The 21,247-nt window shown below is 64.6% G+C and carries 18 protein-coding genes, 1 tRNA gene, 1 other RNA gene and 2 pseudogenes; 4 read left to right on the top strand and 18 right to left on the bottom strand.

The window, feature by feature from the left end:
• Position 1: 1 nt before the first annotated feature.
• On the bottom strand, positions 2–844 hold the full coding sequence (locus BFN03_RS05005) for an alpha/beta fold hydrolase (protein WP_070380631.1): 843 nt from the start codon (positions 842–844) through the stop codon (positions 2–4).
• Between the two features lie 91 nt (positions 845–935).
• Between BFN03_RS05005 and BFN03_RS05000 the strand changes: the two genes are divergently transcribed.
• On the top strand, positions 936–1,379 hold the full coding sequence (locus BFN03_RS05000) for a MarR family winged helix-turn-helix transcriptional regulator (RefSeq protein WP_070380630.1): 444 nt from the start codon (positions 936–938) through the stop codon (positions 1,377–1,379).
• A 293-nt stretch (positions 1,380–1,672) separates the two neighbouring features.
• Here BFN03_RS05000 and BFN03_RS04995 read toward each other — a convergent pair whose 3' ends face one another.
• The 5 genes from BFN03_RS04995 to BFN03_RS04975 form a co-directional block, all read right to left on the bottom strand.
• A complete protein-coding gene (locus tag BFN03_RS04995) occupies positions 1,673–1,882 on the bottom strand; it encodes a hypothetical protein (RefSeq protein WP_070380629.1) in 210 nt (69 codons plus the stop codon).
• A gap of 108 nt (positions 1,883–1,990) precedes the next feature.
• Positions 1,991–2,758 (bottom strand): alpha/beta fold hydrolase, encoded by a 768-nt coding sequence (locus tag BFN03_RS04990; protein WP_070378083.1) that lies wholly within the window; start codon positions 2,756–2,758, stop codon positions 1,991–1,993.
• Between the two features lie 373 nt (positions 2,759–3,131).
• Complete coding sequence (locus tag BFN03_RS04985; protein WP_084385498.1) at positions 3,132–4,472, bottom strand: YVTN family beta-propeller repeat protein; 1,341 nt, start codon at positions 4,470–4,472, stop codon at positions 3,132–3,134.
• A 255-nt stretch (positions 4,473–4,727) separates the two neighbouring features.
• Positions 4,728–6,527 carry a GMC family oxidoreductase N-terminal domain-containing protein gene (locus BFN03_RS04980; protein WP_084385497.1) on the bottom strand — a complete coding sequence of 600 codons (1,800 nt, stop codon included), beginning with the start codon at positions 6,525–6,527 and terminating at the stop codon, positions 4,728–4,730.
• A gap of 187 nt (positions 6,528–6,714) precedes the next feature.
• Complete coding sequence (locus tag BFN03_RS04975) at positions 6,715–9,330, bottom strand: cation-translocating P-type ATPase (protein ID WP_070378081.1); 2,616 nt, start codon at positions 9,328–9,330, stop codon at positions 6,715–6,717.
• Between the two features lie 448 nt (positions 9,331–9,778).
• Between BFN03_RS04975 and BFN03_RS04970 the strand changes: the two are divergent.
• The 3 genes and pseudogenes from BFN03_RS04970 to BFN03_RS04960 form a co-directional block, all read left to right on the top strand.
• Positions 9,779–10,012 (top strand): annotated as a pseudogene (locus BFN03_RS04970) (YncE family protein); the annotation flags it as partial.
• A 250-nt stretch (positions 10,013–10,262) separates the two neighbouring features.
• A complete protein-coding gene (locus BFN03_RS04965) occupies positions 10,263–11,603 on the top strand; it encodes a YncE family protein (RefSeq protein ID WP_084385496.1) in 1,341 nt (446 codons plus the stop codon).
• A 296-nt stretch (positions 11,604–11,899) separates the two neighbouring features.
• Positions 11,900–12,103 (top strand): annotated as a pseudogene (locus BFN03_RS04960) (transposase); the annotation flags it as partial.
• Here BFN03_RS04960 and BFN03_RS04955 read toward each other — a convergent pair.
• The 12 genes from BFN03_RS04955 to ftsX form a co-directional block, all read right to left on the bottom strand.
• Positions 12,100–12,408, bottom strand: a complete 309-nt coding sequence (locus BFN03_RS04955; protein ID WP_070380626.1) for an alkylmercury lyase — start codon at positions 12,406–12,408, stop codon at positions 12,100–12,102. The pseudogene BFN03_RS04960 and the gene BFN03_RS04955 sit on opposite strands and share 4 nt — an antisense overlap.
• Positions 12,409–12,699: 291 nt before the next feature.
• Positions 12,700–12,772, bottom strand: a tRNA-Ala gene (locus BFN03_RS04950).
• Between the two features lie 162 nt (positions 12,773–12,934).
• Positions 12,935–13,666 (bottom strand): DsbA family protein, encoded by a 732-nt coding sequence (locus BFN03_RS04945; protein ID WP_070378078.1) that lies wholly within the window; start codon positions 13,664–13,666, stop codon positions 12,935–12,937.
• Positions 13,667–13,721: 55 nt separating this feature from the next.
• Positions 13,722–14,210 (bottom strand): MauE/DoxX family redox-associated membrane protein, encoded by a 489-nt coding sequence (locus tag BFN03_RS04940; RefSeq protein ID WP_070380625.1) that lies wholly within the window; start codon positions 14,208–14,210, stop codon positions 13,722–13,724.
• A gap of 32 nt (positions 14,211–14,242) precedes the next feature.
• Positions 14,243–15,460 (bottom strand): MFS transporter, encoded by a 1,218-nt coding sequence (locus BFN03_RS04935; RefSeq protein ID WP_070378077.1) that lies wholly within the window; start codon positions 15,458–15,460, stop codon positions 14,243–14,245.
• 63 nt (positions 15,461–15,523) lie between these two features.
• Positions 15,524–17,155: a phosphoglucomutase (alpha-D-glucose-1,6-bisphosphate-dependent) gene (pgm, locus tag BFN03_RS04930; protein ID WP_070378076.1), complete on the bottom strand. Its 1,632-nt coding sequence runs from the start codon at positions 17,153–17,155 to the stop codon at positions 15,524–15,526.
• 124 nt (positions 17,156–17,279) lie between these two features.
• Complete coding sequence (crcB, locus tag BFN03_RS04925) at positions 17,280–17,624, bottom strand: fluoride efflux transporter CrcB (protein WP_070378075.1); 345 nt, start codon at positions 17,622–17,624, stop codon at positions 17,280–17,282.
• Positions 17,621–18,037 (bottom strand): fluoride efflux transporter FluC, encoded by a 417-nt coding sequence (locus tag BFN03_RS04920; RefSeq protein ID WP_070380624.1) that lies wholly within the window; start codon positions 18,035–18,037, stop codon positions 17,621–17,623. The genes crcB and BFN03_RS04920 overlap by 4 nt, the downstream gene beginning before the upstream one ends.
• Positions 18,038–18,444: 407 nt before the next feature.
• Positions 18,445–18,816: a transfer-messenger RNA gene (ssrA, locus tag BFN03_RS04915) on the bottom strand.
• 95 nt (positions 18,817–18,911) lie between these two features.
• On the bottom strand, positions 18,912–19,766 hold the full coding sequence (locus BFN03_RS04910) for a DMT family transporter (RefSeq protein WP_084385495.1): 855 nt from the start codon (positions 19,764–19,766) through the stop codon (positions 18,912–18,914).
• Between the two features lie 8 nt (positions 19,767–19,774).
• Complete coding sequence (gene smpB, locus BFN03_RS04905) at positions 19,775–20,248, bottom strand: SsrA-binding protein SmpB (protein WP_070378073.1); 474 nt, start codon at positions 20,246–20,248, stop codon at positions 19,775–19,777.
• Between the two features lie 87 nt (positions 20,249–20,335).
• Positions 20,336–21,241: a permease-like cell division protein FtsX gene (gene ftsX, locus BFN03_RS04900; RefSeq protein WP_070378072.1), complete on the bottom strand. Its 906-nt coding sequence runs from the start codon at positions 21,239–21,241 to the stop codon at positions 20,336–20,338.
• Between the last annotated feature and the right edge of the window lie 6 nt (positions 21,242–21,247).

Genomic DNA, 21,247 nt, shown 5'->3' with positions numbered 1-21,247 from the left:
GTCAGCCGACGGCGCACAGAATGGCCGCGTCGACCGCGTGGGACGCGGCCATCGGCAGCGCATGGTGGGTGGTTCCGTTGATCGTCGTGACGGTTGCCGCAGGAACCGTCTTGCGCACGTTCTCGGCGACCCGCCCCACGTCGTGCGCCCGACTGTCTCCCGCCAGAACCACTGTGGTGTCGACCGTCAATCCTCCCAGCGCATCGGCACTCGGACGGCGCGGCACGACGAGTCTGGTCCGGCCGAAGGTTGCCGCCCCGAGCGCGGTGACGTCGAGCCAGCGTTCGTCCACTTCGGCGCCTGCAGCCTCCCAGCCGATCAGGTTCCGTTGCCGCTTCTCGGTGGGCCGAATCAACAACGGCACGGCGCGGAGCAAGTACTTCGGGCTCATTCCCGCAAAACAGGACGTCGGGTCCAGCAATACCAGGCCGTCGATGCGGCGGGCATCATGCAGCGCATACGCGAGCCCGATCATGGCGCCGTACGAGTGACCGACCACGGTCGCCGAAGCCGACCCGAAATGGTCGAGTATCGAATCCAGCCAAACGAACAAGTCGTCGACAGAACGCATCGGTGCACCGGCGTTCACGCTACGACCCACGTCGCCCATGACGTCGACCGCGTACACCCGGTGCCGTCGAGATAGCGCCCCAATGTTGTTCGCCCATACCGTCGACGTCGCGCCTCCCCCGGGCAGCAAGAGAATCGGCACTGCGGACTCCGGCCCGCAGACGTTGACGCGTGTCGACCCGAAGGGTGTCGGCACGTCCACCGCCGCCACGTCCGCGGGCCAGGCGTCGAGCAACGCGTCATAGGCCCGGAAGAAGTCGTCCGCTATCACAATCCAGCCCTCCCAAATTATCTCGATTATCGAGATACTAGACAGTCGAAGGAGGGCTCGCACTAGATTTCACAGCGTGGACCCAGACGAAGGAATGCAGACCGTGCACAGATTGCGCGCACTCGCGGTCGAGTTGAATCTGCTCGGTACCGAGTTCGCGCACATGCACGGGCTGCACACCACCGACCTCCGCGCCCTCATCTGCATTCTGGACACCGAACGCGCGGGCCTGGACGCGACGCCCGGCCTGCTCGGCAGTCAACTCGCCATCAACTCCGCGTCCGTCACCGCTCTTCTCGATCGAATGGAGAAGGCGGGTCTGATCCGGCGAACCCGGGACCCCGATGACCGCCGCAGGTCGTTGCTTGCCGTCACTCCCCGCGCCGTCGAAATCGGCCAAACGTTCTTCGGGCCTCTCATCGCCTCGACCATCGAGGTCCTCGACGGCTTCGACGCCGCCGAGAGAGACTCCATCTCGCGGTTTCTCGACGGCGTGAACCATGCAGTGGCGGTCGAACGCCGGGGCAGCGGTCAGTAAGACCCTTCAGCCCACAACATATTTGCGCGTCCATCAGCTGCCGCCACCAGCCGTAGGGCAGCTACACGGCGGGGTCCGAATCGTCGCGCCACATCGCCTGCAAAAGTGCGTGCGATGCCCGCCGTTGTTCGACGTCGGACAACTGCACACCTCCCATCCGACCAGGCACGAGTTCGCGGCAAGCTTGTGCCCGTTCGGGCATCGATCCGGGGCGGTTTCGGTTCTGGGAGCCACGCCCCAAACCTACGCATGTTCGAATATTTGTTCGATAACGCGCGGCGGCAAGCTACGAATCACATGTAATTTCCCGGCGACTGATCCTGTTGTCCATCGGCCCGCTCCACCAAGAACCAGCTCCCCGGGGCATAGATCAGCTCCTGGTCAGCACGGACGATGACCAGCGCCCCCGACTCGTGAATGCTGTAGGTGTCATCGTCTCCGAAGTCGGTAACCGCGAAATCCGTCAGTTGGTCGAATGATCGATGCGTCACGGTAAATGCCATGACGCCAGTGTCCCACCCGGACAACGCCTTGACCGTGAATGTATGAGAGAAACCTCCTACCCGCGTCGTCCGCGGATGGGAGGCCACTCACGGGGCTGGCGTCGATGGTCAATCGCGCTCCTTGACTTGGTTGATGCGGTCTGCGAGCCATTCGCAATAGGTGCGGGTGCTGCCGGGGTATCGCCGAAGGTGATAAGACGTGTGCTCGCCGTTGAGATACCCACGAACACCGGCGATCGCACGGCTGTACGCCCTCCACACGTGTGGGATGTTGCGCCAGTCCCGGATGGTCGCCTGCCATCGTCGCGTCCGGAGCCGGTCGAGCAGGTCCGCAACCCAAGCATGCGGGTCGGCGAGGGAGAAAGCGGCCGACTGGTCGGCGAAGGTACGCAATGGAGAGTTGGGTGGACAGCAGGTGATGGCGTCTGCGGGGTCAGCGCAGTGCCAGACCGGGAACACGGATCCGATGGGTCGTCGTCCTGCGATGCCCCAACCAGTTGCACCCGGGTTGACCGGGTTGCGCGGTGACCGCAGCGGGTCCGAGATCAGGCCGACACCGCGCACGTTCATTCCAGGAAGGTTGGTGCAGGCGATCTCCTCAGCGACATTGCCGACCAACGCCGCACCGGCCGAATAGCCCACGAGTATCACAGGGTTCGGGTCGTTCGCGACGGTGTCGAGCAGCAGCTCCCGGCCGGATCGCAGCGCCTCGTCGAACGAGATTCCATGCAGGTCAGGTACCGGCCCGTAGCTGGCCTCCCACTGCACGGCGTTGACACGGAACCGCCTCGGGTCCAGGAGCCGCGTCACGTTCGCCAGCATCGGAGACGGGAAGGGCTCACCAACGCCCCGGCAGGTGAGCACGGTAATGGTCATCGTTGACCGCGGTGAGGGTGGAACGTTCTGCGAGGTGCAGCGCCAGTCATCCAGCGCAGCGGCACGGCCGTCACCGCGCAAATCCAAGGAAGGCAGACCTTCCGAACAATTCATCCCCCTCACACCCGGCTGCTTCCGTCCGAGGCAACCTAGCATGTGACCGCGACAACATCGGGGAGCAAAGGTGGCAACGGTATTGGTTGCCACCTTTGCTCCCCAGACGCGACATCATGCGAACTGCACCAACGGTTGCGGAGGGCCTCGACGAAACGGTTCGCGTGGTTCTCCGATCAGCCTCGGACCCTTTGGATCCCGCCGCACGCGGCCCCCGAGTTCAGCGGCGACCGGGTTCGTCGAGACCCTTCGGTGTCTCCTACGATCCCGTGAAACCGAGCGAACCCGAGGACCCCGTCGGTGGGGTGTCGGTGATATCGAGGGCTACGGACAACTGAACGTCTCCGCCGATGCCGTTACCCGCGGAGATGAGGAATGCTGATGGCCCAACGGTCGTCGGGGTGCCGGACAGAACACCATCAGCACTGAGGGTCAATCCGTCGGGCAGGCTGCCGGCGATAACGGTGATGGTGGGGGCCGGCTGCCCGGTGAGGGTAAAGGCGTACTCGTAGGGTTGCCCGACGGCCCCGGCCGGCGGTGTGCCGGTCAGAGTCGGTTCCGTGTCGATCTCGAGGACCGACACCGAGCTGTCGTTCTGGTTGGTGACGTAGGCGCCGGTGCCATCGGGGGTGAACGCCACCGCGCGCGGACCGATACCAACGTCGAAGGTGGTGAAGGTGTTAGCCACGGTGTCGATCACTGACACGGTGTTGGCCAGATAATTGGTGACGTAGGCGCGGGTCCCGTCGGGGGTGATCGCCACCCCTTGCGGGGCTACCCCTTCCGGGTCGTCGCCAGCGTTGATGGTAATGGTGACGGTGTTGGTCGCGGTGTCGATTACCGACACCGAGTTGTCGCTGGAGTTGGTGACGTAGGCGTGAGTTCCGTCGGGGGTGATCGCCACCTCGACCGGACCGTCGCCAACGTCAATGATGCCGGCGATGTCGTTGGTCGTGGTGTCGATGACGAACACTGAGTCGCCGAACTGGTTGGCGATGTAGGCGCTGGTCCCGTCGGGGGTGATCGCCACCCCATACGGGCGGAGGTCGGCCTCGAAGCCGATCGTGTCGGTGACGGAGTTGGTGGCGGTGTCGATGACCGACACCGTGCTGTCGTGAAAGTTGGTGACGAAGGCGCGGGTTCCGTCGGGGGTGATCGCCACCCCATACGGGTCGCTGCCGACGCCGATGGTGGTGGTCTCGGTGTTGGTGGCGGTGTCGATCACCGACACCGTGCCGTCCGACCAGTTGGTGACGTAGGCGCCGGTGCCGTCGGGGGTGATCGCGATCCGGGACGGGACGCTGCCGACGTCGATGGTGCCGGTGACGGAGTTGGTGGCGGTGTCGATGACCGACACCGTGCCGTCGCCCTGGCTGGTGACGAAGGCGCGGGTTCCGTCGGTGGTGATCGCCACCCCGACCGGACTGGCACCGACCGGGATCGTGGTCTCGACGGTGTCCGCCTGCGCGGCCGGGCCGGCCGTGAGCATCAACCCCGCCGCGAGGATCGCGGCAAGGCCTGCGGTGCATCGTGGTCCGGTACGAGCCCGGACCCCAGGGCCAGCCCCACGGTGGGTCGTGTCGATGGTCTTGTGAGGCATCGCGATCGGACTCCTTCTGCCAATTGGTAGATGCGGACGGACACGACATCGCTGTCGGCGCAGCACCCGCAGGGCGCAAGACAGGAACCGAATCGTCACCGGCGCAGGTGCGGACTATACGGAACATTCAGACGAATGTCCGGATCGACACGACGTGCTGACCACGAGACACGCCGGGCTATGAACGCGCGCCCGAGGAGTGCTCAGCGGGCATCTACTCAGGCGGTCGCGTCATCAGACAATGTGGCGGTGCCGCTATCCGTGCCACCTCGAAGCCAAGATCTCGCCCGCCCTTTCAGCGACTGCCATGATTGTCCCCACGGGATGCGCCGCAGAAGGTACCGGCATGAGCGATGCATCGGCGACAGCGACGTTCTCCGTCCCACGCAGAATCAGGGTCTGGGGATCGACGCCGCCAGGACCTCCCGACAGCGGGGCCGTCCCGCCGTAGTGGTTGGTAATCATCCGGCTGAAATGGACATCGCTGACGGGCAACATGCTCGTGACGTACGTTCTGACATCGGCGAGGTCATCGGGATCGAGGTTTTCGTGGCTCGAACTCCCCGGTCCGAATGAAATCGATAGTGGCGGGTCGTTCTTGAAGAGCTGAATCATGTCGTGGACGGCGTGGGCCATGAGGTCGGCATCGTCGTTGCCATCGGGTGTGTCGGGCAGATAGATGTCCGGTTCACAGACATCTCCGCCGGCATCGAGCGCAACAATCCCGCGCGCCTTCGGGCAGAGCAACATCACGTGCGCCGAGAGTGTCCGCGGACCGTAATACGGTCCGTCCTTCGGCAACGGCCCTTGCGGATCGAGGAATATTTCGACGTCGGGAACGTCGGATTGGCGTCGATAGTTGAGAATCGACACGGGGAGGTACTGCGCATACGGACCGCGGCCGTTTTCGAGGTAGGCTTCCAAGTCGGCTTTGTTCGCAGCGTAGTTCGAGTAGTTGTAGGCCGAATAGGGAATGCTCCCGTCGTAGTTGTAGGCGACCATCGACATGACGTGGTCGTAGAGCCCGACACCGACTAGCTGATTGTCGATGCTGAATGCCCTCGATGGCCCCTCGGGGAAGATCTCGGATTCGCGGCCGGACGGCCCAACACCACTCGAGTAAAGGACTTTCGGCGTGATCAGCGCTCCGGCCGCCATGACGACGAATCCGTCACTCTTGAGATGCGCGGCACCGTCGGTCCCGGCAATGGTCTGGTCGAGTGCACCCCGATTTGTGTAATGGACAGCGAGCGCCTTACCCGAAGAGTCGAACTCAATGCTGTTCGCCTTGGTGAACTGCAGTATCTCGAGCCCCTCGGCCGCTACGCCCCCGGGGTCGATATCTGCGAAATCTTCGCTGATCGGGCCGGCACGCCTACCATCTGCAGATACGACGCACGGTCTGCCGTAGACACCCCCGTCGAACATGCGGCTCGTATCCCCTTCGGCCCAACCGGTTTGCTGATAGAGCGGATGAATGATCTGCGCGGGGCCGGTGTTGTACGCGACGCCATCGGTGGATGGCGTGTCCGTAACGTTGAACCTCTTCCGTACACGGTCGAAATAGACTTCGAGATCGGCCCAGCCCCACCCCGACGGCCACTCGGCGTCAAACTGTCGAGGTGGATTCGTCTGAAAGAGCATGCCGTTGAACTGCGAATTGCCACCGAGCCCGGTGTATTGAGCCGTAAACGGAGTGTCCGTAAGCTCGTACGGTTCGCCGCCCGGTAGAAACGCGAGGTTCGAATACTCGCCCGGCACATCGCATACGGTCAGATCCGTTCTGCCCTCAGGAACCCACTCGGGATAGTTCGTCCCGCCAATGAGCGCCGACGTCGGACCGCCGGCCTCGATGACCAGGATTCGCCGCTGCCCACCACCGGCCGACTGGAGCTTCGCCGCGACGATCGCTCCGGCGGTGCCGCCGCCGATGACGACCGCATCGTATTCACCATCCGCACGATTGACGCACCCGGCACTCAGACCGAGCAATCCGAGCGCGAGACCCGCCCTGCCTGCCCCCCTTAAGAATTCACGTCTCGAGACCTGTGACATACCATCTCCGATTCTTGACGGTGTCAGGCTTGGGTCAAGCTACTTCCGTAGCGTAAGCATAGGGCTGAAAGGTGTTGCCCGCGAGTGCTGACATCGGATCGACCGAGTTACCCGATTTATCCCTTTGCAGTGCGCAAAAGTGGTGCAGCCGAGGGGACCTGGCGACAGCCACCTTTCGACGCCGCGGTCAGCGACCAGCTCGTTGCCGCCCGCGCACCCTCTTGTACAGGTAGTCGGCGCCGAGCAGAGCGGGTATCCCTGCGGCCGCGATCGCCCAGCCTGTGATCGACGGCGGCGACTGGCCGAGCAGCGCAGCCAGCGGGCCGATCGTCAGCAGCAGCAGGAGGATCACGGACTCCACGGCCACCGCCCACAGCAGCAATGGGTTGGTCCGCCAGCCGAGTTGCCACACCGGCCGGGTCGCGCTGCGGCACGCGAAGGCGTTCGCGATCTGGCCGAAGATGATGGCAGTGAACGCCGAGCCGGACGCGGTCACCAGTGCCGCTCCGGTGGGCGGATTGGCACCGAGATGCCATCCCGACATCCAGAGCACCACGAGAAACGCGGTCATCGCGGCCGCTGCCTCGACCGGACCGAGTACCCCGAAGACACGGGTCAGGAGGTTGCGGTCGAGCAGGTGCCGACGCTCGGGGCGACGATCCATCACGCCCTTGCCCGGCGGCTCACCACCCAGGGCGAGTGCGGGCAACAGGTCGGTGACGATGTCGATGCACAGCACTTGCAGGACGCCGATCGCAAGCGGAATCCGACTGCCGGACAGAGCCCAGACCACGAAGGGCGTGAGTTCGGCGACGTTGGACGTGAGGTGGTAGGTGAGGAATCGTCGAATGTTGGCGTAGGTAGCGCGGCCCTGTTCGACGGCGGCGACGATCGTGGAGAAGTCGTCGTCGAGGAGCACGAGATCGGCCGCTTCCCGCGCGACGTCGGTGCCGCCGCGTCCCATTGCCACGCCGATGTCCGCCTCTCGCAGCGCGGGCCCGTCATTGACGCCGTCACCGGTCATCGCGACCACATGTCCGCGGGCCTGCAGGGCCCGTGCGACTGCGAGCTTCTGTTCCGGCGAGACCCTGCTGACGACCACGCCGTCCCGGTCGAGGAGATCGCCGAGATCGTCGTCGTGTTCGGGTAGATCGTCGCCCTCGACCACGAGCGCTTTCGATTCGTCGTCCACGAGGCCGATCTCGCGAGCAACGGCGACCGCCGTCGTAGGATGATCGCCGGTGAGCATGACGACCCTGATGTGCGCGCCCCGCGCCGCCGATAGTGCCGCAGCAACGGTGGGGCGGGGCGGGTCCTCGATACCGAACAGGCCGACGAGCGTCAGATTCTGCTCTACCCGGTCCGCGGAATCGGCTGTGCCGGAAAGATCTCGGGTGGCGGCCGCGAGTACACGCAAACCCCGGCCTGCCATGTCGTCGACGGCGCGGCGGGCCGCGTCGAGAACCGATGACCCGGGGGACGTGCACAGTGGCAGCACGGAATCCGGCGCGCCCTTGAGCATGAGGGTGCCGCCGATGATCGCCGACTCCCGACGCCGCTGCGGATCGAACGCGAACCGGCGATCTGGCCTAGCCCGGTCCAGGTCGCTGCGTCCCGCCGCGCGGCGGGCGAAGGCGTCGAGGGCAGCTTCCATCGGATCGCCGACAGCCGACCAGGCGCCGTTCTGGAACACGATGCCGCCCTGCGAGGCCGACACCGCCACCAGGCCCAGGTGCTGGGCCGCATCGACTGCCGAATCTTCGCCCTCGACACGGCCGCTGGGCTCGTAGCCCTCCCCGACCACGGTCAGCGAGCCCGCCGGGGTCCAGGCCTCGGTGACGGTCATCCGGTTCTGTGTGAGGGTGCCGGTCTTGTCGGTGCAGATCACCGTCGTGGACCCGAGATTCTCGACCGCCTCCAGGTGCCGCACGAGGGCTTGTCGGCGCGCCATGCGCTGAGCACCCATAGCCAGGGAAAGGGTCACCGTGGGGAGTAGCCCCTCCGGGACCAGCGCCACGGTGACGCCCAGGGCCAACACGAACCCGTCGTGGGCGGGTAGACCGATAAGCAGAGACAGCCCGAAGAATCCGCCACCGACGGCAGCCGCGAGAACGGCGATCGCACGCACGACGCGATGCAGTTCGGCGGCCAGGGGGCTCCGGGGTCGCCGCACGCCCGCGGTGAGGGCAGCGATCCCGGCAAGCCTGGTGTCCGAGGCCGTTGCGACCGCGACCGCCTCTCCCTGTCCACCGACCGCATAGGTGCCGGCCCACACCTGCTCGCCGGGCTTCTCGTATACCGGTTCACTCTCGCCGGTCAGGGTCGATTCGTCGACTGCAAGGGCATCGGTGACCGTCAGTGTGCCGTCGGCGGGAACCCGATCACCGCTGGCGATCACCATGACGTCGCCGACGACCACGTCGGCCGCGTCGATTGTGCGGAGTTCACCGCCACGCCGAACGGTCACCGTCGCCGGGAGCAGGTCGCGCAGCCGTTCCGACGCCTTCTCGGCGCGTTCCTCCTGGACGAATGCGAACAGGCCGTTCACCACGATCACCACGACGATCGCGACCGCCAGTTGCGGCATGTCGGCCACTAGCGCGAGTGCGGCGGCCACCCAGAGCATGAGCGCGAAGAAGTGGGTAAGTTCGGCCGCGAGTTTGCGCCATGCCGGCACCGGATGCGTCGTCGGTAGCAGGTTCGGGCCGTCGACGCGAAGCCGTTCGGCCGCCGCATCCGAAGTCAGCCCGGCCGAACCGGCGCTCACGGCCGCTCCGAGTTCGTCCGTCGACACTCGTGCCATCGTGCGCTCCAACTCGACTCGTCGGAAGAACGATCGCTCTACATCAAGCCTGCCGGTGTCGGGAGGTAGTGGGTAGGGAACTTAGTCCTCACGTCGACCACCAGCGATAGACCGCCGCCGTCGACGGCGAGAGATCAGGCGCCTGCTCCTCCGCCCACGCAGCGCCTTTGGGTCTCACCCCATCGACAGTCGGTCGCGCCGTTCCGGATGGGTGCCCTCTTGCCCAAACGTCTCCCGTATAGTCCCGGCGACGCAGGGAAGACCATCCGGTTTCTATTTCTTGCCCTGCGCGTAGAAGGAGTCTAGACGCGATGTCGCACACCATCATTGTTCCGCCTGGCCGCAGCGGTGACCTGGGCTCAAGGCCGCGCACCCGTCGCGGGCGCACTGCGGGGTTGGTCGCCGCTCTGGCGACGGGGCTGATGCTCGGAACCACCCCGACGGCAAACGCGCCTACATCACCAACAGCGACACGGTGTCGGTAGTCAACACCTTCACCAACCGGGTCACCGACACCATCTGGGGGGTCGGCGGCGACTATTCCGACGTGGCAATCACCCCGGGCGGCACCCGCGCCTACGTCACCCACAAAGCAAACGGGTTGGTGTCGGTGATCGCGATCGGTGACTCACCGTTGACCGGATCGCTCGGCAGCTTCGGTTCACTGGCATGGCCGTCCTGACCGACACGCTCCACCTCACGGACTTGGCCGTCCACCCGCCCGGGTGGATGGCCAAGTCGATTCCAGCAACACCCGGCCTTCCCCAGACAGTCGGGCGCGCCGATCCAGACGAGTGTCCATTTTGCCCGTATAGTCCCCGCAATGCAGGGAAGGTCGGGCGGTTTCACTCTGTCGGCGCCCTGCGTGTTGCGCCCGTCGAGATGTAGATACCCATCCGCATCTCCTCACTGGTCGAAGGAGCCTAGTCACGATGTCGCACACCATCATCGACCCGCGCTGCCGCGGGGGTAGCCCGCTTTCGGGGGCCCGCAGCCGACAGCAGCACAAGGCGGGGCTCGTCGCCGCTCTGGCGACGGGGCTGATGCTCACGACTGCCCCGGCCGCGCAGGCCGATACCGTCACCACCACGATCGACGTCGGCACCTACCCCACCGGTATAGCAATCACCTCCGACGGCGCCCGCGCCTACGTCATCAACGCGGGGGACGACACGGTGTCGGTGATCGACACCGGCTCCAACACCATCATCGGAGACCCCATCGCGGTCGGCAACAACCCGGGCGCGGTGGCGATCACCCCCGACGGCACCCGCGCCTACGTCACCAACGGTGCATCCGGCACAGTGTCGGTGATCGACGCCGCCACCGCCACCGTCATCGGAGACCCCATCGCGGTCGGCAACAACCCGGGCGCGGTGGCGATCACCCCCGACGGCACCCGCGCCTACGTCACCAACAACGGCGACGACGCGGTGGCGGTCATCGACACCAGCACCGACACCGTCATCGGCGATCCCATCCCCGTCGGAGATAGGCCAGTCGGGGTAGCGATCACCCCGAACGGCGACCGCGCCTACGTCACCAACAACGGTGACGACACGGTGTCGGTCATCGACACCGGCAGCGGCACCGTCATCGGCAACCCCATCGCGGTGGGCAATGATCCGGGCGCGCTGGCGATCACGCCGGACGGCACCCGCGCCTACGTCGGCAACCGGGACGATCATTCGGTGTCGGTCATCGACACCGGCACAGACACCGTCATCGGCGATCCCATCCCCGTCGACCCGTACCCATACGGGGTGGCGATCACTCCGGACGGCACCCGCGCCTATATCGCCAACAACGGCGGCGGCTCGGTTTCAATAATCGACACTGCCACAGACACCCGCATCGGCGACCAGATTCCCGTCGGCCCGTACACATACGGGGTGGCGATCACCTCGGATGGCACCCGCGCGTACGTCACCAACAACGGCGACAAGACGGTGTCGGTCATCGCGATCGAATGGGCACCGACACTGACCGTGACATTGCCGGCCGGTGCCGTCGGCCAGTCCTACGAGTACACGTTCACGGTGACCGGACAGCCGGTCGCCGCCACTTCCGTCACCGTAGGCGCCCTGCCCGACGGGCTGACTCTCAGCGACGACGGCGTTCTGTCCGGCACCCCCACCACCGCAGGGCAATTCAGGTTCACCGTCACCGCAACCAACGGCATCGGCGACGATGCTGTGCTGCCCGTCGTTCTCGACATCACCAACGCACCGTCAACCGGGCCCTTGGGATCGCTCGGGAACTGGGGATCGTAGAGACCGCGAAACTCCCCCTCCCGAGAGCTCGAGTTCCACGGATCGTCGCAACACCTGACCTGATCAGGAGTTGCGTTGTTCGAGATTCGCGCCAATCGAGAGAAGCCTCGAGGGGCGAGAAAGTTGGTCGCAGAACGGGCCATGCTGCGTGAGTTGCTCAACGAGGGCTATTCACTCCGCGGGTCCGTCAGGATCATCGGTGTGAACTACCGCACCGTGAAGCGATGGCGTGCTGGCGATGTTGGTTGGGGACACCGAGCAGGCTGGTAGGGCCGGGGCGCGATCTGAGTCGTGGTCCTACCAGCCCTTGCTGTCGTCTCGGTACCGAGAACACCAACGGGATACTGGGCCAGTACTTCCCGAAAGGCACGGACCTATCGATCCACGGCCCCGACGAGCTCGAACGCGTCGCCCACGAGCTCAACACCCGGCCCCGCAAGACCCTCGACTGGGATACCCCGGCCGAGCGCCTCGCCGAGCCTCTCGACAGCGGCGCCTAGCCTCTCGCCCGCAGCGCATCGGCCAGCTGTTCGGTGCTCGGTAGCCCGGCCAAACCGGCCTCGGTCGGGTAGATGCGGCACGCGAGTTCGGTCACCGGCTCCGCATCGTCGAACGCGTCGACACCGTCGACGAGGATCGTGGGTGAGCCTGCGAATGGTGATGCTGCCGCCTCCGCATCCGACGAGATCCGCTGATACACGATCTCGATGTCCGGATGCCCGATCGCAGTCGCCGCTGCCCGGACACGGTCGGCTGTCTCCCGCCAGTTCGGGCACCCGTCGAAATACAGAATCTCCACCTTCATGTCGACGATTCTGCCCCTCGAGCCACACGACGCCCTGCCGCGACCACGATCGGTCACGACAGGGCGATACAGTGCGTCGGTCATTCACCGTGTTGCGTCGACCCCTGGAATCCGCGGAGGGTAGGGGCGTTCTCCCGCCCCGGGGCCGGATCTCCAGCTCGATGCTGCCGACATCAGCCTGGAGTCGGCGCGGGTGTCATTCGGAGACAGACGATCAGTTGAACGCCGCAGTGTCGGCGCTCGAAATCGCGCAAAAAATAACGGCAAGTCGATGACCTGCCGTTACCTGAGTGGAGCTAAGGGGACTCGAACCCCTGACCCCCACACTGCCAGTGTGGTGCGCTACCAGCTGCGCCATAGCCCCGTATTCAGTTCTTTCGGGCTCGCAAGAGCACTTCCTGCGTGCTCGAAGAAAGTTACACCATCGCCGACCAGGCCAACAAATCGCCTGGTCAGAGACATCAAGCCCGTGCGTGGGTGATGAGCGCAGTAACCGCTCACCCCACGCACGGGCCAGCAAAACCTCCTACAGCTCTGCAACCCAGTTGGGGTTCCCGAGGGCGTCGATCAGGTTGCCGTCCTGGACCACTGCGGGCGTGCCCTGTGCGCCGCTCGCGGCGAGCGCCTGACGACCCGCCTCCGCGTCGATCGCGGCCTGCTCGACATTCGCACCCGAGCTGATGCACTGCACGGCAGCGTCGGACGCGCCGGCTTCGCGAGCCATCTGCGCGAGGTCCTCATTCGAATGGTCGGAGGTTCCGTTTTCCTGAGGCTGATTCGCCGGAGAGAAAAGCTCGGCATGGAACGCCGAGTAGGCGATTGCGTCTCCCGTGTCCGCGACGCACTGCGACGCGGCGACGGCCCGGGTGGAGTAGTCGCCGCTCGCCGAGAGTTGGTTGAGGAAGTTCAGGATGTGGTAGCGGACCGCGACTTTGCCTTCGTCGATGGCCTGTGCCAGTTCCTGGCCGTTCTGGTGCTCCAATTCGCCACAGTACGGGCACATCGGATCCTCGAACAGGTCGATGGTGGTTGCCGCGTCGGGGCGTCCGAGCAGCACGACTCCGTTGTCCTGCTTCGTCACCTGAACCTCGGAGTTCTGAACACCGCCGTAACCTTCGTTGCGTGGTTCGCTGCGACTGCTCTGCCAGAACACACCACCGATGACGAGCACGGCGATGATCGCCACCGCGAGCCCACCGAGGATGTAGGTGGAGCGACTGGACTCCGGCTGCGGATTGTATTTGTTCTTCGAGCTCACGTAGATGCAGTCCTTCGATGTCGGATGGTTACCGTCGGGTCGATTTGCTGTTTACCTACTCTGCCAGAACCCGCTGAGGCCTCACGGCGAGATTGGCCCGAGACCCGAGCCCCAACGCGAAGGGGGAACGTGGGAACACTGTCAGCCATATGGCCAGCGCAAGGAAACCGACGTCACGCAGGATCTCCATAGCATAGTCCCAGCCGTCCACGTCGGCCGCGCCACCGCCGCCGAAGCATCCACAGTCGATGGACAGTCCGCGCGCCCAAACCGAGATGATTACACCGATGAGGACCAGTAGGAGCACCGCAGACACCGACGCCGTGGCACGAACCGCAAGCCCGATCACCAGGAGCAGCCCCAGCCCGATCTCGAAGAACGGCAGCGTGTTTGCCACCGGGCGGACGAGTTCCTCGGGCAGCAGTTGGTAGGCGCGGACCGCGACGGCGGTCTGGGTTGGGTCGGCAACCTTGAGCGCACCGGACACGAGCCAGACGGCGGCCAGAGCCAGCCGCGCGACGAGGGAGGCAATGGGGATCCACACGCGAACGAGAGTACAGAAGATCCAACCCAAAGCTACTCGGCAGTCACTTTCGGCGCCGGCCTGTTCGGCACCAACAGCCAGCCCACAGCCGCGAGGAGCATGACCCCGCCGGTGACGGCGAATGCGGCTGCGTAGGACAGGTGCTCGGCGAGCAGACCCGCTCCGACCGGTCCGACGACGCCGCCGACGTCGGACACCATCTGGAAAGCCGCGAGCACTGGACCACCCCGTGACTTCGAGCCCACCACATCGGCGACCGCCGCCTGCTGGGCAGGACTCATCACACCGGACCCGACGCCTGCAATGCCCGACAACACCAGGAATACCAGCAGATTCTCGCTGAGGCCCAAGGACATTGTGCTGACACCACAGACCAGCAGTCCGAGCACGACAAACCGTTTACGCCCGTATGTGTCCGACAACCTCCCCGACACGATGAGCACCAGGGCGTTGCCCACTGCGAACACGGTGAGCGCGACACCGGCCAGACCGGCCTCACGCTGCATCGCCTCCACCACGAAGAGTGGGACCATCGCGACGCGCACCCCGAAGATCACACCACCGAATGCGAAATTCGATCCCAAGGCCGCGCGGTAGGTCGAGCTCCGGAGCGCTTCTCTCAAGGACATGGCGGGGCCACTGCTGGCCTGGCGAGCCGCCAGGTGGGATCCACGGAGGCTGACGAAGACCACCGCGGCCGCAATGACGAGAGCGATGGCGTAGATGATGAACGGAACGCGGAGACCGAACTCCACGAGCAACGCGCCGATGAGCGGCCCGCTGATCGAGCCCATCAGGAAGCTCGTCGCATACATCCCAGCCACCCGGCCACGCTTGTTCGGCGGTGCGATTCGAATGACGAGCCCCATCGCGGACACCGTGAACATCGTCGAGCCGATGCCGCCTATGGCCCGGAAGACCAGCAACTGCCAGTAGTCCCCCGCCACAGCGCACGCCGCCGTCGAGGCAGCGACAATCAGAAGGCCGGTGATATACACCGGCTGCTCCCCCAGCTTTTGCACCAGCCTGCCGCTGACGGGGGCGAACGCCAGACGCATGAACGCGAAGGACGAGATCACGACAGTGGCCGCTGCGACGCTGACGTTGAAGCTGAGGGCGAATTGGGGAAGCGCGGGCGCAACGATCCCGAACCCGAGCGCGATGACGAAACTGGCGGAAACCAGCACCCAGATTTCCGGGGGGATCCGCGGGTCCTGCTCGGCAGGCAGCCCGGCTGCACGTTTGTTCATAATTGAACCTGATATTAGATGCCCCGCGCGGTGGCACTCGGCCCTACGCGGATGTCGGGGGCGTCACTCGAGGACGTCGGCCACCAATTCCTTGGCCGCTTCCTGCACCTGCGCGAGATGCCCGGGGCCCTGGAAAGATTCGGCGTAGATCTTGTAGACGTCCTCGGTACCCGACGGCCGCGCCGCGAACCACGACGTCGCGGTGGTCACTTTCAGGCCACCGAGCGCGGCCCCGTTGCCCGGCGCACTCGTCAACGTTGCCGTGATCGGCTCCCCCGCGAGCTCTGAGGCGGAAACCTGTTCAGCAGAGAGCTTCCCGAGCACCGCTTTCTGCTCCCGGGTGGCGGGGGCATCGATGCGAGCATATGCAGGGCTGCCGAACCGTTCGGCTAGTTCCGCGTAGCGAACCGATGGTGTCTTGCCGGTCACCGCGGTCATCTCCGACGCGAGCAGAGCCATGATGATTCCGTCCTTGTCGGTGGTCCACACGCCACCGTCGCGGCGTAGGAAGGACGCTCCCGCACTTTCCTCACCGCCGAAACCGAGTGAGCCCTCGAGCATGCCGGGGACGAACCACTTGAACCCCACGGGCACCTCGAGGAGTTCGCGCCCCAGGCTCTCGACCACTCGGTCGATCATCGACGAGCTGACGAGCGTCTTGCCCACCTTGACCGCCGAACCCCATCCCGTGCGGTGCGAGAACAGGTAGTCGATGGCCACGGCGAGGTAGTGATTGGGGTTCATCAGTCCCGTATCGGGGGTGACGATCCCGTGCCGGTCCGCATCGGCATCATTGCCGGTCGCGATGTCGAACCGATCGCGGGCTCCGATCAGCGAGGCCATGGCAGCGGGCGACGAGCAGTCCATACGGATCTTGCCGTCCGTGTCGAGGGTCATGAACCGCCACGTGGGATCCACGAGTGGGTTGACGACCTCGAGATCGAGGCGGTGGGTGTCTGCGATCGCGCCCCAGTAGTCGACGCTCGCACCGCCCATAGGGTCGGCGCCGATCCTCACCCGTGCACTCCGAACGGCCTCGAGATCGAGGACACTGGGTAAATCGTCGACGTAGAAGCGGAGGAAATCGTACCGGCCGGCGCCCTTCAGTGCCCGTTCCGCGGAGATTCGGCGCACGCCTGCGAGATCACCTCGCAGCAACTCGTTCGCCCGGTCGGCGATGATCGTCGTCTCCTCGGAACCGGCAGGCCCCCCGTGTGGCGGGTTGTACTTGAATCCGCCGTCACGGGGTGGATTGTGTGAGGGTGTCACCACGATGCCGTCGGCCTTCGCCTCGGAGGCACCGCCGTTGTGGCGAAGGATCGCATGACTGACCGCGGGCGTCGGGGTGAACCGGTCCCGGGAATCGATCAGCACCGTCACGTCGTTGGCGGCGAGCACCTCGAGCGCAGACGTCCACGCCGGTTCCGACAGTGCGTGGGTGTCGCGAGCGAGGAAGAGCGGCCCGTCGATGCCCTGGGACGCCCGGTACTCGACGATCGCCTGGGTGGTGGCCAGAATGTGCGCCTCGTTGAACGCGCAATCCAGGCTCGAGCCACGATGGCCGGACGTTCCGAACACCACCTGCTGCGCGGGGTTCTCGGGGTCGGGTACGCGACTGTAGTACGCAGTCACCAAATGCGCGGTGTCAATCAGGTCCTCCGGCAGTGCCACCTGACCCGCCCTGTCGTGCGCCACGAGACCTCCTGCAAATCGACGGGAACCGAATTCGGCTATCACCCATCCTGCACCCCGTCAGCAGAGTGCGCCCAGTATGGGAGCGGTGGACTCGGCCCCTGCCGGCCCAGCGTGAGTCCGGCGCTTACGAGGTCAATCGGAACCCTAGCCAGGCGGCAGCCAAGCCGAAAACGACGCTTGCGACGACGTAGACAAGCGAGACGAGCGTGCGTCGGACACGGACGAGCCCAACCGATTCCACGGCGAAGGTGGAGTACGTGGTGAGTCCGCCGCAGAAGCCGGTGCCGAGCAGGGCGAAGGCGTAGGCAGGTATCGAAGGCCCCGACAACAGTCCCAGAATCAGACAACCGAGGATATTTACGACAAACGTGGCCATCGGAAAGCTGCGGTACGAGTGGACGTACCGGCCTGCGAAATACCGCATCACAGCACCGAGGCCGCCGCCGAGTGCGACGAGCAGGACACTCACGCGGGCGCCTTTCGTGCCGACCTGTGTCGATGTCCGGCGAGCATGCCCAGGCGCGCAGCCAGCAGAGCCGGGATCAAAGTGGCTGCCACGTAGACAGCAGCGGTCACCGGATGTTCCCCGACGGCATCGACCGCGAAGGTCGAGAACGTGGTGAATCCACCGAGCACACCGATTCCGAGAAACAGTCGCCATAGCCGATCAGGTCCGACCATCTCGGCCAGATACCCGAGCAACAGAGAACCGATGACATTGATGGCGAGAACGGTCCAGATTCCAGGCCACTGCTCTGCCAATGTGAATCTCGCGGCAGCCCCGAGCGCACCTCCCACGGCGACCACCGCCACGGGTTTCGTCTCGACCACCTTCGTTTCCCTTCGAGTCCTCGTCGCAGTCGCACGCTGCGGTTGATCCATCGTGGCACGCGCACACGAGAGATCCTGGGCGTGACACCTTTCGAAGGGCATCAGCACTGGTCGCTCTCCTTGCCGAGAGAGCCGGGACTCGGAGCAAAATCGGTTGCCCTCGAGGCAATTGCGCGCCGCCCTGCCCACTCACACGTGTCCCGCCAATATCGCGCGAATCCGATTTCGTGACGTACATCACAGCGCGCTACTCTTTGCTGCCAAATCGGTGGATATCTATGTCAGTTCGCTTGACGGCGAAACGGTCAATTCAGCTCGGTCATCGCAGAGTCAAACGCGCACCAGCCCAGTAGTTTTCGCTACGACCTCAGTGGGATCAGGGGCTCCCACCACCGATACGGCGTTCCGACGAAAAATGGCCCGGTCTTAGAGTCTGTTGCGACTCTCCGACCGGGCCTTTGTGGAGCTGCCGGGAATTGAACCCGGGTCCTCCGCAGCAAAGCTAGGGCTTCTCCGTGTGCAGTTTGCTATGCCTCTACTTGGATCTCCCGGTCTCGCAAACAAGCCAGGATGACGATCCCAGTCGCTGTTGGTTGTCCCGTTCGGCCCCGCGACCGAATCGAACGGTAAAGCCCTCTAGCTGATGCCAGTACCCGGGCCGAGGGCGAACCCGGACTGACAGACTCGCAGTCGCTACTTAGGCAGCAAGTGCGAAGTCGCGCTGAGTGTTCTCGGCGCTTATATATTTGCAGCGACGCTTACGGTGGTCTCTTGCCTGCACCGACACGCTTCCCCTACCTCAACGTACGCAGTCGAAACCGTTCAGCCCCGTACGCGCCCCACGAACTTCGCGGGGCCACTTAGTGTAACGCGAACCCGGACAAAGTTCATCCCGATTTTCGTCTCGTGTGTGACGGTTGTGGTTTCAGCTGGCCACGGCGATCATTCCAACAGAGGCCAGGGCAAGAAGCATGCCCGCCTGCTGCACCTTGCTCACCCGCTCACCGAGCATCACCATCGCCAGCAGTACCGTCGCGGCGGGATAGAGCGCGCCGATCACACTGACGAGCGACAGCAATCCGCCTTGGAAGGCATACAGCAACGCGGCGTTGGCGAGAACGTCGAGGAAACTCACATAAACGGCGAGCTTCAATGGTTCGCCGTGCGGCGCGGCGAAGTGTCCTGACGACAACGCTACGAGCCATACAACCGCTGTTGCCGAGGCACGCGACACGGCGAGAGGCCACAACCCACCATCGTCACCGATCTCGCTCAACGCTACGAATGCAAGTGCGAACGCGACTCCGGATCCAACGGTCAGGAGAGCAACCGTTCGGGTGAACGTCAATGCCCGCCTGCCTGCGACCTCGCCGGCAGTCTCGTCGGGTGATTCACGACTCACGAGGACAACGGCGGCGAGGGCCACGATGATCCCGGCGAACGCGATCAACCCGGGCCGTTCCCCGAGCGCCAAGCCGATGAGCACGGGAATCCCCGCCACGAGGACAGCTGTGAGCGGCGAGACTACCGACATCGGTCCCGACGCCAAGGCAAGGTAGAACCACCAGATCGCCACTCCCCCCGCGATTCCCGACGCGGCACCCCAGAGGAGGGAGGACGCGGTGAATGTCCCTCCGACGAAAGGGGCGATGGCGAGAACGATCAGCAACGACAGCGGATACGAGACGATGACGACGCGCAGAGCGGCAACTCTGCGGGATGCGACACCTCCGACGAAATCACTCACTCCGTAGCCGATCGCTGCCACCAGAGCGAGCAGGATGGAGATCAGCGCATGCCCTTGACCCGGCGTCCGAGTTCGCGGGTCACCTCACGCTCGGCCGTGCGCCGGGCCAGAGCCTGGCGCTTGTCATAGTCCTGCTTGCCCTTCGCGAGAGCGAGTTCCACCTTGACTTTGCCGTCGGAGAAGTACATCGACAGCGGCACGAGAGTCTGGTTGCCCTCACGTGTCTTGCCGACGAGGTGCTCGATCTCGCGCTTGTGCAACAGCAACTTCCGCGTGCGGCGCGGCGAGTGGTTGGTCCAGGTGCCCTGCGTGTATTCGGGAATATGCAAGGAGCGCAGCCAGACCTCGCCGTCGTCGACGGTTGCGAACGCATCGACCAGCGATGCCTTACCCTCGCGCAGGCTCTTCACCTCGGTGCCTACCAGAGCGATCCCGGCCTCGTAGACGTCGAGGATGGTGTAGTTGTGCCGCGCCTTGCGATTGGTTGCAATGACCTTGCGGCCCTTTTCCTTCACGTTCCGGGCCTTTCAGTCCGCGAGTTCGAAAGAACTATTCGAATGAACAGTCCGTACCCTCCAGCATAGGAGAGAGGGCAAACGAAATTACTCGCGCACATACAGGCGCAGCGTCACGTATGCAGTGACCGCCGCCATGCCCATGCCCGCCAGCAACAAGACAGGCGAAACGAAGAGCACATCGCTGTTGGAGATCCGGGCAAGGATGTTGGCTGAATACAGGTCCGAGAGCACGTCGTCGATGAACAGATTCTTCGCAGCGAACAACCCCGCGATCGCGAGCACGGCACCGACCAACGCGGCGACCACGGCCTCGAGCAGGAACGGCAACTGCGTATACCACCGGGTTGCACCCACGAGCCTCATGATGCCGACCTCGGTACGACGGGTGTAGGCAGCGATCTGAACCATGTTCGCGATCAAGAAAATCGCCGCCACGGCCTGAACGATCGCGATCGCGAACGCGCCGTTGCGCACACCACTCAGAACACTGAAAAGTCGCTCCACCAATTCGCGTTGATTGAGAACGCTCTCGACTCCCGGTCGCGTACCGAACTCCTCGTTGATCACTCCGAACCGCTCGGGATCACTGAGCTTGATCTTGAACGAGGCCGGGAAAGTGTCGGGGCTGACCAGCGCCGCGAGTTCCGGCTGATCCTTGAACACCCGCTCGGTGGCATCCTTCACCGCGTCATCGCGATTGAGGTACTGCACCGACACCACCGACGGTGTTTCTTCCAGATCCCTTCGCAGCGAGCTACAGATCTCACCCTGGCACCCGGGATCGGTCGTCGAGATGTCGTCGGTGAGGAAGATCTGAACCTCGACGCGGTCCAGGAAGATCTGCTGCGTCTTTCCAGCCATCTGCACCACCAGCAAGCCACTACCGAACAGGGCGAGGGAGATCGCGGTGGTGAGGATCATTGCGATGGTCATGGTGACGTTGCGGCGAAGTCCCGTGAAGACCTCGCTGAATATGAAACTGGCACGCATCGGGGA

This window comes from Rhodococcus sp. WMMA185, from assembly GCF_001767395.1.
Taxonomy (GTDB): Bacteria; Actinomycetota; Actinomycetes; order Mycobacteriales; family Mycobacteriaceae; genus Rhodococcus_F.
Note: the sequence above shows the minus strand (reverse complement) of the source record. Positions and strands in the feature narration are given on the sequence as shown.